Raw genomic sequence first — 14,422 nt, 5'->3', positions numbered from 1 at the left:
ACATGGTCGATATCGTCGATAGCGCGACCCGCAGCCGGATGATGTCCGGCATTCGCGGACGCAATACCAAGCCCGAAATCCTGATCCGCAGCCTGCTGCATCGGCAGGGCTTCCGCTTTCGTCTCGACGTGCGAGATCTGCCGGGACGGCCCGACATCGTGCTGCCGCGCTATCGCGCCGTGGTGCTCGTGCATGGCTGCTTCTGGCACGGTCACGATTGCCGTCTTTTCAAATGGCCGCAGACGCGTCCCGAGTTCTGGCGCGACAAGATCGGCCGCAACCGCACTAACGACGACAAGGTTCACCACGCATTGCTCGCTGACGGCTGGCGCGTCGGCGTCGTGTGGGAATGCGCATTGCGGGGCGCCAATCGCGATATCGAAGGGGTATTGCAGCGACTCGTCGACTGGCTCAAAAGCGACGCGCCGGAGTTCGAGGAACGCGACTGACCACAGCGGCATAACCGCTGGCCGACTTGCGCCGCGCGTCGCTGTCGTGAATGCCCATCTGGAGCGACTCCGAAAGCCGCTGGTGATACACTCGATTGGCTAATTCGGAGCACTTTTGCGCGACGCCACAATCGCCAACGCGACGCTGGCCCACTGCAAATCCGCTGTGCCCCGACGATCCCAGAACCAATCAACAAGGGAGGCACATCATGGCTGATTTCCGTCTCTGGTCCGACGAATTTCCCACCAACGGCTTCATGCCGAAAGCCCACGAATATCACGACAAGGCATTCGGCGTGGATGGCGAAAACATCTCGCCCGCGTTGCAGTGGGACGCACCGCCGCCAGACACTCAAAGCTTCGCCCTCACCGTTCACGATCCCGACGCGCCGACCGGCAGCGGCTTCTGGCACTGGGTCGTGGTGAACATCCCGGCCGACGCCCGCTCGCTGCCCCGCAACGCGGGCAAAGCAGACGGTTCGCTGCTGCCGCAAGGCGCGCTGCAAATGCGCAACGACTACGGCACGGTCGGCTTTGGCGGCGCAGCGCCGCCGCGTGGCGACAAGGCGCATCGCTACATCTTCCGCCTGCATGCGCTGAAGGTGCCGCATCTGCCGGTCAATCCGGAGACCACCAATGCGGTGGCGCGCTTCATGACGCATCTGAACGAACTGGATTCGACCACCCACACCGGGTTGTACGAATTGAAGTAGAAACGTGACGCAAGTTGCCGGCGTGTGGACATCACGCACATCTCGCCGGCTTCCTCACGCCAGCCTGCGCGAATAACCCGGCCGGCAGCTTCATCCGCAAGAACGCCACGCTTTCACCACGACGGGCAATGCGCGCCGCCCGTCGCCCGAGCGTCGAACCGTACCATCACAAATCAAACAATCGATGCAAGCCCAACCTTCGCGCACCGACGCCAGAGACACGTCAGCCGCCCCCTCCGCCGACGCACCGCCCGACCATAGCGAACAGGGTCTGCCCGTTCCGCAACGCTACTGGGCGATGCTCGTCATTGCCCTTGCGCTGACGCTCGCCGTGCTCGACAGCGCGATCGCCAACGTCGCACTGCCAACCATCGCGCGCACGCTGAACGCCAGTTCGGCGAGTTCGATCTGGGTCGTCAACGCCTATCAACTGGCGATCACGATTTCGCTACTGCCGCTCGCCTCGCTTGGTGACCGGATCGGCTACCGGCGCATCTATCTGGGCGGGCTGATCCTGTTCACGGCTGCATCGTTCGGCTGCGCGTTGTCCACGTCGCTGCAGAGTCTTGCGCTTGCCCGCGTCGTTCAGGGCTTCGGTGCGGCGGGCATCATGAGCGTGAATACCGCGCTGGTGCGGATGATCTACCCGCCCGCGCAACTCGGACGCGGCGTGTCGATCAACGCGATGGTGGTCGCCGTGTCGTCGGCAATCGGACCCACGGTCGCGTCGGGTGTGCTGGCGGTGGCGACCTGGCCGTGGCTGTTCGCGATCAACGTGCCGATCGGCATCGCGGCGATCATCGGCGGCTTCAAGGCGCTGCCGATGAACCCCGGTCACGAATCGCCGTACGACTACCTCAGCGCGGTCATGAATGCGTTCGTGTTCGGGCTGCTGATTTTCGCCATCGACGGCCTCGGTCACGGTGAGCGTCTCGGCCTGGTCACCATCGCTTTCATCGCCGCGCTGGTGATCGGCTACTTCTTCGTGCGGCGTCAACTGACGCAAGCCGCGCCGTTGCTGCCGATCGATCTGCTGAAAATTCCCGTGTTCGCGTTATCGATCGGCACGTCGGTGTGTTCGTTCTGCGCGCAGATGCTGGCCTTCGTTTCGTTGCCATTTCTGTTGCAGGAAACGCTGGGCATGTCGCAAGTGGAAACCGGTCTGCTGATGACGCCGTGGCCTGCGGTCATCATCATCGCGGCGCCGATTGCGGGCGTGCTGTCGGACAGGATTTCATCGGGATGGCTAGGCGGCGCAGGGCTCGCCGCGCTCGCTGTCGGCCTGCTACTGCTCGCGATGCTCGGCCCGCATCCCGAGCCGTTGCAGATTGCGTGGCGCATGGCGTTGTGCGGCGTGGGCTTCGGCATCTTCCAGTCGCCGAACAATCGCACGATTCTGTCGTCGGCGCCGCGTGAGCGCAGCGGCGGCGCGAGCGGCATGCTCGGCACCGCGCGCCTGACCGGACAGACGCTCGGCGCCGCGTTGGTCGCGTTGATCTTCGGCATTGCGCCGAAAAACGGCACCTTCATTGCGCTCTATGTGGCCGCAGGATTTTCGGCCGTGGCGGCGGTCGTGAGCATGATGCGCATCGTGCAGCAGGGTAAAACGCGAGCCGCCTGAAACGCGTTCGCCCCGATCCGCAGCACACAAATAAAAGAAGGGCGCGAAATCGCTATAAACGATTCGCGCCCTTCTTCTCTTTTTGCGAAAGACGTGACAGCATGCGCGCCGCTCGCCATCCCACAGCGACCGGCGCGAACTCCGTTACGACGATGCCGTCACGTCAGCGAGCTTTACCGCTTTAGCCGCCACCGAAGACGCCGTCGCGACATTGCGCAGATCGGCGAGGAACGTATCGCGCCACACGGAGAGATTGTTCTCCCGCATCGGCGCCATCATGTCCGCGTGTCGCGCCTGACGTTCGGCGAGCGGCATCGACAGCGCGCGTTCGAGCGCCTCGGCCATCTGCGACAGATCGAACGGATTGACCACCAGCGCGCCCGGCAACTGCTCGGCCGCACCCGCGAATTGCGACAGCACCAGCACGCCCGGATCGGCCGGGTCTTGCGATGCAACGTACTCCTTCGCGACCAGATTCATCCCGTCGCGCAGCGGCGTCACATAGCCGACCTGCGATTGACGGAACAGCGCCATCAGCAGATTGCGCTCGTATTTGCGGTTCAGATACTGAATCGGCGTCCAGTCGAGTTGCGCGAAACGTCCGTTGATACGTCCGGCTTCGCCTTCCAGCGTCTGACGAATCCGCTGATAGGTCGTCACGTCCGCGCGCGTCGGCGGCGCAATCTGCACAAGCGATACGCGTCCGTGCCAACCCGGTGCATTCAGCAGCAGGCGCTCGAAAGCCTGGAAGCGCTCCACCAATCCCTTCGAATAATCGAGCCGGTCGACGCTCATGATCAGCTTGCGTCCGCGCATGCCGTCGCGCAGGCTGCGCACCGGCTTGCGGTCGGTGAACTGCTCGGCGGCCTTCGCAATCGCGTCGGGATAGATCCCGATCGGATACGCGCCCACTTTGAGGAAGCGGTTATACGCGTGCACCATGCCGTCTTCGCTCGACGTGCCGTGTTGTCCGCGCTCGATGAAATCGACAAACGACTGACGATCCGCCTCGGTCTGAAAGCCGATCACGTCATAGCTGCACATCGCCTTCACGAGCTCTTCGTGCGGCGGAATCGTGCGCAACACTTCCGGCACCGGAAACGGAATATGCAGGAAAAAGCCAATCGGATTCTTTACGCCCAGCTCGCGCAGGCATCGCGCGAACGGCAGCAGGTGATAGTCGTGCACCCAGATGATGTCATCGGGCTTCAGCAACTCCTTGAGCTGCTTCGCGAGCGTCGCGTTGACGCGCTGATAGCCCGCATATTCCTGCCGGTCATAGCGCGACAGGTCGTTGCGGTAATGGAAAGTCGGCCACAACGTCGCGTTGGAAAAGCCGCGGTAATACTGGTCGTAGTCGCGCTTGGTCAGGCCAACGGTCGCGTAGGTCACGTTGCCCTGCTTTTCGATCACCGGTGCGGTCGGCTCGCTTACCGTCTCGCCGCTCCAGCCGAACCAGACTCCGCCGGTTTCCTTTAGCGCGTCCAGCACGCCAATCGCCAGGCCACCCGCGGCCGGACGCCCTTCCTGGGTCGGCGCAACACGATTCGATACCACGATCAGTCTGCTCATTGGTGCTCCACCTAGTTCAGTTGTTTCGTTGCATTCGGATATGTGCCAAAAAGGTGCATGCAAGTCGCGTGCCGTTTATTGAGATATTGGAAATAAAAATGTATGCAAATGTGACGGGCGAGCAAAAACGCGCGACATCGTCAGATCGCGAAGAAGTTTTTTCTGCTTTGTATGACGAAAACAGGAGCCTTGAAACTGGCCGGCTCACCGTTCGTCAAAACCGCCCGGCGAACGCCTGAACGGCGTCAGGCATCCTGTTCCGAGCCAAGGTCGCGCTGGTACTCCAGCCCTTCAGGACGGACGCCGCCCTGATTGTGTTCGCCGTCGGGCGGCGCATCGGGCGCGACGCGGTTCTGCATGGCCGGGTCCGGCGACGCGGCCGGTTCGGTCTTGCTGCTGCCCGGCCGGGAGTCGCGCTTCGAATGGCGCGCCGAGCGTCGCAGTGCGGGATGTCTCATGATCGATGCCTCCACGGGAAGCCCGCCGCAGATTTAGCGGCATCAATACAGTCTAGAAATACGGACGGTAAATTGCCGGTAAAAGATGCGCCGGCTTTGTAACAAATACATAAATTCGCTGCATCAAATCGTGATGCAGCGAAGCTGACAGGTCAGAGTTGCATTCGGCTTGACGGACGCGCACCGGCTTGCGGCGTCTGCGTGGGCTGCGGCGGAGGATCGCCGATCGGCGGAGGGGTGGGTCCCGGCGGTTCGATAGGTACCGGCGCGGGTCCGGGGAAGGTGTCGGGCTCAGCAGGAACCGGCGGTTCCGACGGCGGTTCAACCGGTTCAGGACGATGGGCGCGCTTCGAAACGGGAAGCGCGGGAGCGGCAGCGTAGTCCGGCATATTGTTTATCCTCGTCTTTGCGTTCCACTGAAACGCAGCAAGGCGTGTGCCGTTACGATGCCGCCCCGGCGCGGCGCGGCGCGGCGGAAGACTTAACGCGGCGCGCGCTAAACGTCCGCGCCTTACAGCGCGCGCGATTCCTCGGCGGACTCGCCGTCTTCACGCGCGTCGTTGCCGTATTCCACGAGGCGGTTGTACAGCGTCTTCAGGCTGATGCCGAGAATCTCGGCCGCGCGCGTCTTCACGCCGCCGCATTGTTCGAGCGTCGCCAGAATCAGCTGACGATCCGCCTCGGCGAGCGACGTGCCGAACGGAATCGTGATTGCCGTGCCCGCAGCGGGCTTAGACAGCGTGATCTGCAACGGCACGGTCGCGGTGCTATCCGAATCCGTCCCCGACATGATGTGCGCGCGCTGCACGTAATTCTTCAGTTCGCGCACATTGCCCGGCCACGGATACGACATCAACATGTCCTTCACGGCCGCCGGGAAATGCTTCTTCGTGCTGTGGCGCTCGTTGAGTTCGTCGAGGAACGCCTGCGCGAGTAGTTCGACGTCCTTGCCGCGATCGCGCAACGGCGGCAGGCTGATCGGAAACACATTCAGCCGGTGATACAGATCCAGACGCAGCTTGCCTTCCAGCACCGCCTGCTCCGGATCGCGGTTGGTCGCCGCGATCAGACGCACGTCGGTTTCGATTTCCTTGGTCGTGCCGACCCGCATGAACATGCCGGTTTCGAGCACGCGCAGCAGTTTCACCTGCAATTCGATCGGCATTTCGGTGATTTCGTCGAGGAACAGCGTGCCGCCGTTCGCGCGCTCGAAATAACCCTTGTGCTGCCGATCCGCGCCGGTGAACGAACCGCGCTCATGGCCGAACATTTCCGACTCGATCAGATTCGGCGAAATCGCGCCGCAGTTCACGGCGAGGAACGCGTGCTTGCGGCGCAAGCTCAGTTCGTGCAGCGTCTGCGCGGCGACTTCCTTGCCGGTGCCGGATTCGCCGACCAGCATCACCGAGGCCGCCGTCGGCGCGACGCGGCCTATCTGGTCGTAGACCTCCTGCATCGCCGGCGAATTGCCGAGCATCAGACCGAAACGGCCCATACGGCGCAACTCGCCGCGCAAGGTGCCGATTTCCGCCTTCAGGTCGCCGGCACGCGGCAGGCGCGACAGGATCGCCTTCACGCGCTGCATGTTGATCGGCTTCACCAGATAGTCGGTGGCGCCCATCTTCAGCGCGTTCACTGCCGACTCCACAGTCGCGTGGCCGGTAATCACGATCACTTCCACGCCGGAACGCGGGTCCAGATCTTCGAACAGATCGACCCCGCTGCCGTCGGGCAGCTTCAGGTCGGTAAAGACAACATCCGGCATCTGCCGGACCAGTTGAATGCGCGCTTCGCGCAAATCGCCCGCGGTGGCGGTAGTCAGACCGTCTTCCCCGATGATGGCGGAAAGCGCCTCGCGGGTACCGGCATCGTCATCGACAATCAGTACATGTGGCATCGCGTCTCGAAAGCCTGCAAGCGTGGGTGGAAAACATGCGAACTCGCATGTTCAAAAGCGGGAGCGGCGGCGTCGCGCGGGTCCGGGATGCGCTCAGGAAAACAAACGCATAGTGATCGAACCGCACTTCGCCAAGCCGTCGACTTAATCCAATATTGCAACAATAACCGGGAAACACTCGGCTATTTTCGCCTTATTGTTGTCTATTTACCCATTATACGGCCTTATTGAGATAAATCAGCAATGCATATCAGCCGACAAGCGTCAAATTTACAATCGACGGAACGCAGCACGTCTGCATGTTGAGCGCTTGCCCGAAGGCACCCGATCAGCTACGCGGAAATGGCCACGCGTGGCCGTCGCCGTTCGCATGCGCCGACCCGTTGGCACCATGTGCGCCGGGGCTGGCGCTTTCCGCAGTCAGGTTAGCCGCCGGTGCGGACGGCGCCGGTGCTGCGACCGCGCCGCCTTCGCCCTCCCAGCGGTTCAACTCCCGCGCGACGGGATAGTGAGCCGCGCGCTTGTGCTGCACGTAGCGGACCGCCAGAAAGCCGCCGAGCGCCATCAACGCGCCGAAGATGCCAATTTTGGGTCGTGCCATCGTGAACTCCTTAAGGTCGTGAAGCGGGAAGCCGGTAGGTGCCGAACGGCGCCTCAGCGCGCAGTCAGAACGCCCAGCACAAAGCCGACGCCCGCCGCGATGCCGATCGCGCGCCACGGGTTGTGCCGCACATAGCGCTCGGTGGTGATGGTCGCCGCGCGATAGCGGCGCTGCGCGTTCTCCTGCGCATCGCCGAGCGCCGACTGCAGCGTTTCGACGTGCGTGCCCAGCTTGTCGCGCAACACGCCGACGCCCTCTCCCGGCACGTTCGCGGCGAGCCGCAGCATTTCTTCCGAGTCCTTCAGCAGCACCCGCAAATCCTCGACAATTTTCTGGCCGCCGAGTGCGAGCTGTTGCGTGGTGTCAGTCATCATTCGCTCCTTATCCGGTTCAGCAGGGTCAGCGTGCGTGCAGGCAACTCGCAGTGATGCATGTTTGCCCTGTACCTGTTCACTTTAGGCAAGCGAAAAAGCACACGCGTGTCGGGTGGATTATGCAAACGACGTGCCCGGTAAATACGTCACTGAATTGCGGCTCGAAACCCCGATCCGGCACTTTCGACCGATCACACAGCAATGTATTTCGTCGATCGTGACTTCGATTGCCGGAAACCGCATCGAAGTGGTTAAATCAACTTTTGTGAGATATTGGCTGCACAGGTCACTCGTCTCTTTCCAAGGCCTGCGCGCCGCAACAACGACATTCATTTGCACAGGACTCCCCGTTTATGGCGTCAATCGATCTGGACTCGCCCACCGTCTCCGCCGGCGACAATGGCCCGGCAAAGGCGAAGCAGCGCGTCGCGGACGGCATCGCGGGACTGAAATCATACGGTCTGCTGTATGGCTCGTCGCCGGTGATGCTGGATCTGTACGAGCAGATCGAGCGCGTCGCGTGCACCGACGCGACCGCGTTGATCATCGGCGAATCAGGTACCGGCAAGGAACTGATTGCCCGCACGATTCACGACCAAAGCAGCCGCAAGGACGCGGCATTCGTCGCCGTGAATTGCGGCGCGATTCCCGACGAACTCATCGAAGCCGAACTTTTCGGCCATGAAAAAGGCAGCTTCACCGGCGCGGTTCAAGGGCGCGTCGGCTACTTCGAACACGCGAACGGCGGCACGCTGTTCCTCGATGAAATCACCGAAATGGCGCCCGTGCGTCAGGTCAAACTTTTGCGCGCGCTGGAAACCGGCACGTTCTATCGGGTCGGCGGCAACGAACTCATTAGCGGCAACGTGCGCGTGATTGCCGCGACCAATCGCGATCCGGCCGTCGCCGTGAAAGAGAATGGTCTGCGCGAAGATTTGATGTATCGGCTCGCGGTTTTCCCGTTGCGCGCGCCGCCATTGCGCGAACGTGAAAGCGACCGCGAACTGCTCGCGCAACACTTCCTGGCGCAGTTGAATCAACAGGAAGGCGCCAGCAAGAGTTTCAGCAAACGGTCGATCGAAACGCTGCGCACCTGGTCGTGGCCCGGCAATGTTCGCGAATTGAAAAACGCGGTTTATCGCGCGTTCATTCTCGCGGAAAAAACCGTTGAATTGCCGCATCCGCATCTGGCGTCGCGCGTGAAAAAAGCCGTGACCCAAGGCGACGCAATGAGCGTCTGGATCGGCACGCCACTCGCCGATGCGCAAAAGCAGATTATTCTCGGCACGCTCAAATATTGCGGCGGCGATAAACGGCGCGCGGCCAAAGCGCTCGGCGTCAGTCTGAAAACGCTTTACAACAGACTGAGCGCATACGGCGATGAAGGCGCCGAAGAAGAAGCCGAACAATAAGCGGCAAAATACTCGGAAAAATCAGTTCAAGGCGGTCAACTCTACTGAGTGCTCGCGCGATTTCCCCGCGCGAGCACAGCGTACTCTCATCACAATATTGCAGCTTTTACGGATAAAAACGGTAGCCAGGAAATTGCTTCGCATCACTAGGCAATATTTGCGGACATAAACAGAAACCGATTTTCTCCGCATTATGTTTTGCAATTTCTTGCATTTTTCTTCTGCCAATTACAAATCGCATGCTGCAAAATGCGGCAGCGTATTGGATCGATGTGCCGCTCATTCACAGATTAGCGCGGCGTGAATTGAAAGGCACTTGCACGGGCAGAGACAGGGAAATGCAAAAAAAGATGATGTGGGCCGGCTGGACAAATCAGGCGGCCAAACGCGGACGTCCCAATGCAACGTTGGTCGTCGCGGCAGTGCTGGCGCTCTCGTCGGCATTGAGCGGATGTAGCTCGCTTTATTCGGAAGGCGCCGTGGCGGGCGCGGGTGTCGCCGGTGCGGCAGTGGCGGGCAAGGTCACCAGCAACGCAGCCGTGGCGACCGGCATCGGCCTTGGCGCAGTAGCGGCCGCGCGGGCGGGCGTGCAGTATTCGGAGCGCGTGGTCCATCGCAATACTCAGGACGGCATCGCGAAGATCGCGGGTCCGCTCGCCGTGGGCGCAGTGGCGCCGTGGAGCGTGACCCACAGCTTCCCGATCGAAGACGACGAGCATGGCCGCGTCACCGTCAGCCGCGCGATCAGCACCGGCGCGCTCGACTGCAAGGAAATCGTCTTCTCGGTCGACACGACCGCCACCAAGAATGTGCCGGCCAGCAGCGCGTTTTATGTCGCATCGATCTGCCGCGATGGCGACAACTGGAAATGGGCGTCGGCCGAACCGGCCACCGAACGCTGGGGTGCGCTGCAATGAGGGCGCTTTCGCTTCGGCAATCGCTCAGAGGGTCGTTCGGGAACTCGCGGGGCAACTCACCTGAGTCTTCTTTCGGCGGCCCATTCCGGGCTGCGCATGCCCGGCTCGCCGGGATCTCCGGCAACCGGCTGCGGCTTATCGCAGCGGGCGCGATCTGCGTCGGTGCAAGCCTGATGACGAGCGGCTGCACGTCGATCGGAGCAGCCAGCGGTGCGGCGGCGGGTGTCGCGTCGGGAATCTTCACGTCGAATCCGGCCGTCGCGATCGGCGTCGGCATTGCCGTGCAGGCGGCAACCGACGAAGCCGTCGCGCGCTATATGAAGAGCATGCACAAGGACCAGCAGGACCTGATCGCGGCGCTCGCGGGCGACATGCCGGTCGGCGAAACGCGTCCGTGGTCGGTCAAGCACACGTTGCCGATCGAGAACGGCCACGGCGAAGTGCGGGTGATCCGCGCGTTCGGTTCGTCGCTCGCGCTGTGCAAGGAGTTCGTGTTCTCGGTACGCGACGGCGACGGCCCCGATGCGCACGAAGCCTGGTTCACGGCAGCCGCCTGTCAGCAGGACAAGGGCTGGAAGTGGGCGTCCGCCGAACCGGCTGTCGAACGCTGGGGCAATCTGCAATAAGCGGTGCGCAACAAAAAAGCGGCAAGGTTTCCCTTGCCGCTTTTTTATCGTTCACAGTTTCTTCGCGAGGCGCGCTCGGCCGCTCTCGCTAATTCAGCGGTTAAGACTCCACGTCTTCCAGGCTGAAGATTTCGGTCTGGTCGTTGTACGAGAAAATCTCGCCATAACGGCCCCAGTTGATGACCGCGTCCAGCGTTTCTTCCGCCGCGCTGTCGGACAGAAAATCTTCCAGTTCCTGCTCGAAGCGCACGCGCGGCGCGCGATGCCCCGGCCGTTCGTTCAGCACTTTCTTGATTCGCGCAGCCAGCGGCACGTGCCGCAGCAGATGCTCGGCGAACATCATCTTCCGTTCCTGCGTGCCGAACTCGGAGAACACGCGCGCGGGCGGCGTCAGGAAAATGTCACCCTCGCGGATGTCGGCGAAACCGAGGTGTTGCAGCACTTCGGCCACCGGGAACAGATCGTCCACCTCGAGATGCAGCGAACGCGCGATTTCCGGCATGTCCGCACGGCCGTGGTACGGCGCGGCAGCCAGCGTTTCGATCAGACCGGCCATCAGGTTGGTCGACACATGCGGCAGCCAGCTGTGCAGTTCGAGACCCTTCTTGGTCTTTTCGTCGGTCTGACGCGCGGTCATCTTCGCGTAGATGTCGTCGACCAGCTTGCGGAACGCCGGGTCGAGACGGTTACGCGGATGCTTGAACGGCACCTTGATCTCGGCCACCACCCGCCCCGGATTCGACGACAACACCAGGATCCGGTCGCACATGAACACCGCTTCCTCGATGTTGTGCGTGACGATCAGCACCGACTTGATCGGCATACGACCTTGCGTCCACAGATCGAGCAGGTCGGTACGCAGCGTTTCGGCGGTCAGCACGTCGAGCGCGGAGAACGGTTCGTCCATCAGCAGCAGCGTGGGGTCGACCACCAGCGCGCGCGCAAAGCCGACGCGCTGACGCATGCCGCCCGACAGCTCGCGCGGATACGCGTTTTCGAACCCGTCCAGACCGATCAGGTCGATCGCGGCCAGGGCGCGCGTGCGCCGCTCGGCAGCGCCGACACCCTGCGCTTCAAGACCCGCTTCCACGTTTTGCAGCACGGTCAGCCACGGAAACAGCGCGAAGGTCTGGAACACCATCGCGACGCCCTTCGCGGGGCCGTCGAGCGGCTTGCCCATATACGTGACTTCGCCGTCGGTCGGTTCGATCAGACCGGCGATGATGCGCAGCAGCGTCGACTTGCCCGAGCCGGAGCGGCCCAGCAAACCGACGATCTCGCCCTCGCGCAACGACAGATTCGCGTCGTCGAGGACGAGCAGTTCGCCCTGCGTCTTGTTGAAACCACGGCACACGTCCTTGACGCGCAGGATCTCTTCGCCGAGGCGCGGCGGCTTCGGCGGCGTCTGGATCGGCGCGGCGGTGATAGCAGCTTTAGGATTTTGCATCGCGTTATGCCTTCATATTTCTCATGAACACGCCAGGCTGCCTTCGCGTCTCAACTCGCTCGGGTAGCCTGGCGCCAAGCGACAGGTTCAGAGACGCTCAATCAAGCCGGAGCTTGGCTTCGGCGTACGCGAACAGCGGGCGCCACAGCAGACGGTTGAACAGCGTCACGAACAGGGACATCACGGCGATGCCCACAATGATCTTCGGATAGTCGCCGGCCGCGGTGGTCTGCGCGATGTACGCGCCCAGGCCGTGCGCCGCCACCTTGGTATCGCCCCACTGGACGAATTCCGCCACGATACTCGCGTTCCACGCGCCGCCCGACGCGGTGATCGCGCCGGTCACGTAGTACGGGAAAATGCCCGGCAGCATCGCCTGACGCCACCATTGCCAGCCGCGAATGTGGAAATTCTTGGCCGCCTCGCGGTAGTCGTTCGGATAGGAACTGGCACCGGCAATGACGTTGAACAGGATATACCACTGCGTGCCGAGCACGATCAGCGGCGACAGCCAGATGTCCGGGTTCAGATGGAATCGCACGATCACGATCACGAACACCGGGAACAGCAGGTTCGCCGGGAACGCGGCGAGGAACTGCGCGAGCGGCTGGATCTTTTCAGCCAGCGCCGGACGCAGACCGATCAGCACACCGATCGGCACCCAGATCACCGACGCAATCGCGATCAGCACCACGACGCGCAGCAGCGTGATCAGGCCGAGCACCAGCACATGGCCGACTTCTTCGAGCGACACGCCGGTACGCACATACAGCACCACGCGATACACCACATAGACCGTGGCGAGCAGCACCAGCGCGGCCCAGACGATATCGCCGAGCTTCGAGCTTTTCTCGCGCTGCGGAATCTGGAAGCGCGGCGCGCTGAACGCGGGCAACTGGAAGCGCACTCGCGCCGCTTTCGCGAACATCCAGCCGACCGGCACCAGCAGACGGTGAATCAGACGCGTGCGGCGGATCAGGTCGAGCAGCCACGACTCCGGCGCGTCGCCCGAACTGGTGTTTTCCATGCGGAACTTGTCGGCCCACGCGACCAGCGGACGGAACAGCAATTGGTCGTACGCGAGAATCACGACCGTCATCGCGAGGATCACCCAGCCGATCGCGTGCAGATTCTTGACCTCGATCGCCTGCGCCAGATACGCGCCGATGCCCGGTAGCGTGATCGTGTTGTTACCAACCGTGATGGCTTCGGACGCGACCACGAAGAACCACCCGCCCGACATCGACATCATCATGTTCCAGATGAGGCCCGGCATCGAGAACGGCACTTCGAGCTTCCAGAAGCGCTGCCACGAAGTCAGATGAAAGCCGCGCGACACTTCGTCCAGATCGCGCGGCACCGTGCGCAGCGACTGATAGAAGCTGAACGTCATGTTCCACGCCTGGCTCGTGAAAATCGCGAAGATCGCCGCGAGTTCGGCGCCGAGCACGCGGCCCGGAAACAGCGCGAGGAAGAACGTGACCGTAAACGAAATGTAGCCCAGCACCGGCACCGACTGGAGGATGTCCAGAATCGGCACGAGCACGAGCCCGGCGCGGCGGCTCTTGGCAGCGAGCGTGCCGTAGATCAGCGTGAAGATCAGCGACGCGACCATCGCCGCCAGCATGCGCAGCGTGGTGCGCATTGCATATTCAGGCAGGTTCGACGGATCGAGCGAGATGGCCTGGGTCTTCAGCACCGACATCGGCGCGAGCGTCTCGTGAAAGCCGATCGCCGCCATGGCAATAATGCAGATGATCAGCGGAAAGGCGACGAAGTCCCAGCGATTGGGCAACACCCGCCATGCCGACGCATTCGCGGTGCGCTTCAGGTTAAAACTGAAATCCATCAGAGGCCCTCCCCTTCGGTGCTGGTGTTGTTCTGGTCGAAGGAGCCCGCGGCTTTGGCGCGGCGGTCTGAAGATCGGTCCGGAAAGCTGAAATCATGCATGGCAAAACGCGTGTGCGCGGTAAATCGTTAACGTTGGAGACACGTGGACCGGTCACGGACGGACGCGCAACAGGCTGTTCAAGCCGGTCACGCCACCACTCCATCACCCCGGGCTACTGTCGCCGCAGGCGCCGCCCGTAGGCCGGCGAGCTTTCCTCGTTTTGGACGGCACGACACTACACCATCCTATGTTTCAGGCACAACCTTTCGCGGCAAATCGCGATAAATCGCGGGCTACGTCCGGCAAACCGGTCTGGAGCCGCGTCGCTGAATCACTCTGCGATGCATGGAGCGTGGCGCGTCAGCCACATTGCCGGATCTCGCGGCTAGCGCGAAAGCCACGACCGGCTGACCGGGACACTCACCGGCCTTCAGCCGGACGGCC

At 62.3% G+C, this 14,422-nt stretch carries 14 protein-coding genes; 6 read left to right on the top strand and 8 right to left on the bottom strand.

Going from position 1 to position 14,422, the window contains the following annotated elements:
* Positions 1-2 precede the first annotated feature (2 nt).
* From ABH945_RS14880 to ABH945_RS14870, 3 genes are all read left to right on the top strand, one after another.
* Positions 3-449: a very short patch repair endonuclease gene (locus tag ABH945_RS14880; protein WP_429250975.1), complete on the top strand. Its 447-nt coding sequence runs from the start codon at positions 3-5 to the stop codon at positions 447-449.
* A gap of 209 nt (positions 450-658) precedes the next feature.
* A complete protein-coding gene (locus ABH945_RS14875) occupies positions 659-1,162 on the top strand; it encodes a YbhB/YbcL family Raf kinase inhibitor-like protein (protein ID WP_429250974.1) in 504 nt (167 codons plus the stop codon).
* 184 nt (positions 1,163-1,346) lie between these two features.
* The gene (locus tag ABH945_RS14870) at positions 1,347-2,783 is read left to right on the top strand and encodes an MFS transporter (RefSeq protein WP_429250973.1); all 1,437 of its coding nucleotides are present in this window, start codon (positions 1,347-1,349) and stop codon (positions 2,781-2,783) included.
* A gap of 144 nt (positions 2,784-2,927) precedes the next feature.
* Here ABH945_RS14870 and otsA read toward each other — a convergent pair whose 3' ends face one another.
* From otsA to ABH945_RS14840, 6 genes are all read right to left on the bottom strand, one after another.
* Positions 2,928-4,355: an alpha,alpha-trehalose-phosphate synthase (UDP-forming) gene (otsA, locus tag ABH945_RS14865; protein ID WP_429250972.1), complete on the bottom strand. Its 1,428-nt coding sequence runs from the start codon at positions 4,353-4,355 to the stop codon at positions 2,928-2,930.
* A 245-nt stretch (positions 4,356-4,600) separates the two neighbouring features.
* The gene (locus tag ABH945_RS14860; protein ID WP_074763395.1) at positions 4,601-4,813 is read right to left on the bottom strand and encodes a hypothetical protein; all 213 of its coding nucleotides are present in this window, start codon (positions 4,811-4,813) and stop codon (positions 4,601-4,603) included.
* 152 nt (positions 4,814-4,965) lie between these two features.
* A complete protein-coding gene (locus ABH945_RS14855) occupies positions 4,966-5,202 on the bottom strand; it encodes a hypothetical protein (protein WP_429250971.1) in 237 nt (78 codons plus the stop codon).
* 122 nt (positions 5,203-5,324) lie between these two features.
* The gene (locus ABH945_RS14850) at positions 5,325-6,710 is read right to left on the bottom strand and encodes a sigma-54-dependent transcriptional regulator (RefSeq protein ID WP_074763393.1); all 1,386 of its coding nucleotides are present in this window, start codon (positions 6,708-6,710) and stop codon (positions 5,325-5,327) included.
* Between the two features lie 328 nt (positions 6,711-7,038).
* The gene (locus tag ABH945_RS14845; protein ID WP_429250970.1) at positions 7,039-7,311 is read right to left on the bottom strand and encodes a hypothetical protein; all 273 of its coding nucleotides are present in this window, start codon (positions 7,309-7,311) and stop codon (positions 7,039-7,041) included.
* A gap of 53 nt (positions 7,312-7,364) precedes the next feature.
* Complete coding sequence (locus ABH945_RS14840) at positions 7,365-7,682, bottom strand: DUF883 family protein (RefSeq protein ID WP_074766304.1); 318 nt, start codon at positions 7,680-7,682, stop codon at positions 7,365-7,367.
* 356 nt (positions 7,683-8,038) lie between these two features.
* On the opposite strand from ABH945_RS14840, the gene ABH945_RS14835 reads away from it, so the two are divergent.
* The 3 genes from ABH945_RS14835 (at position 8,039) to ABH945_RS14825 (ending at position 10,640) form a co-directional block, all read left to right on the top strand.
* Positions 8,039-9,097, top strand: coding sequence for a sigma-54 interaction domain-containing protein (locus ABH945_RS14835; protein ID WP_074763391.1), 1,059 nt, complete (start codon positions 8,039-8,041; stop codon positions 9,095-9,097).
* Between the two features lie 338 nt (positions 9,098-9,435).
* Positions 9,436-10,014 (top strand): hypothetical protein, encoded by a 579-nt coding sequence (locus tag ABH945_RS14830; protein WP_429250969.1) that lies wholly within the window; start codon positions 9,436-9,438, stop codon positions 10,012-10,014.
* A 173-nt stretch (positions 10,015-10,187) separates the two neighbouring features.
* Positions 10,188-10,640 (top strand): hypothetical protein, encoded by a 453-nt coding sequence (locus tag ABH945_RS14825; RefSeq protein WP_253189625.1) that lies wholly within the window; start codon positions 10,188-10,190, stop codon positions 10,638-10,640.
* A gap of 100 nt (positions 10,641-10,740) precedes the next feature.
* Here the strand turns inward: ABH945_RS14825 and ABH945_RS14820 are convergent, their stop codons facing one another.
* The gene (locus ABH945_RS14820; RefSeq protein ID WP_074763389.1) at positions 10,741-12,087 is read right to left on the bottom strand and encodes an AAA-associated domain-containing protein; all 1,347 of its coding nucleotides are present in this window, start codon (positions 12,085-12,087) and stop codon (positions 10,741-10,743) included.
* A 97-nt stretch (positions 12,088-12,184) separates the two neighbouring features.
* Complete coding sequence (locus ABH945_RS14815) at positions 12,185-13,936, bottom strand: ABC transporter permease (protein ID WP_074763388.1); 1,752 nt, start codon at positions 13,934-13,936, stop codon at positions 12,185-12,187.
* Positions 13,937-14,422 lie beyond the last annotated feature (486 nt).

Origin of the sequence: Paraburkholderia sp. GAS333, from assembly GCF_050435665.1 — a bacterium.
Lineage (GTDB): Bacteria > Pseudomonadota > Gammaproteobacteria > Burkholderiales > Burkholderiaceae > Paraburkholderia > Paraburkholderia fungorum_A.
The sequence above is the reverse complement of the archived record's forward strand: the minus strand, read 5'-3'. Positions and strand labels throughout refer to the sequence as shown.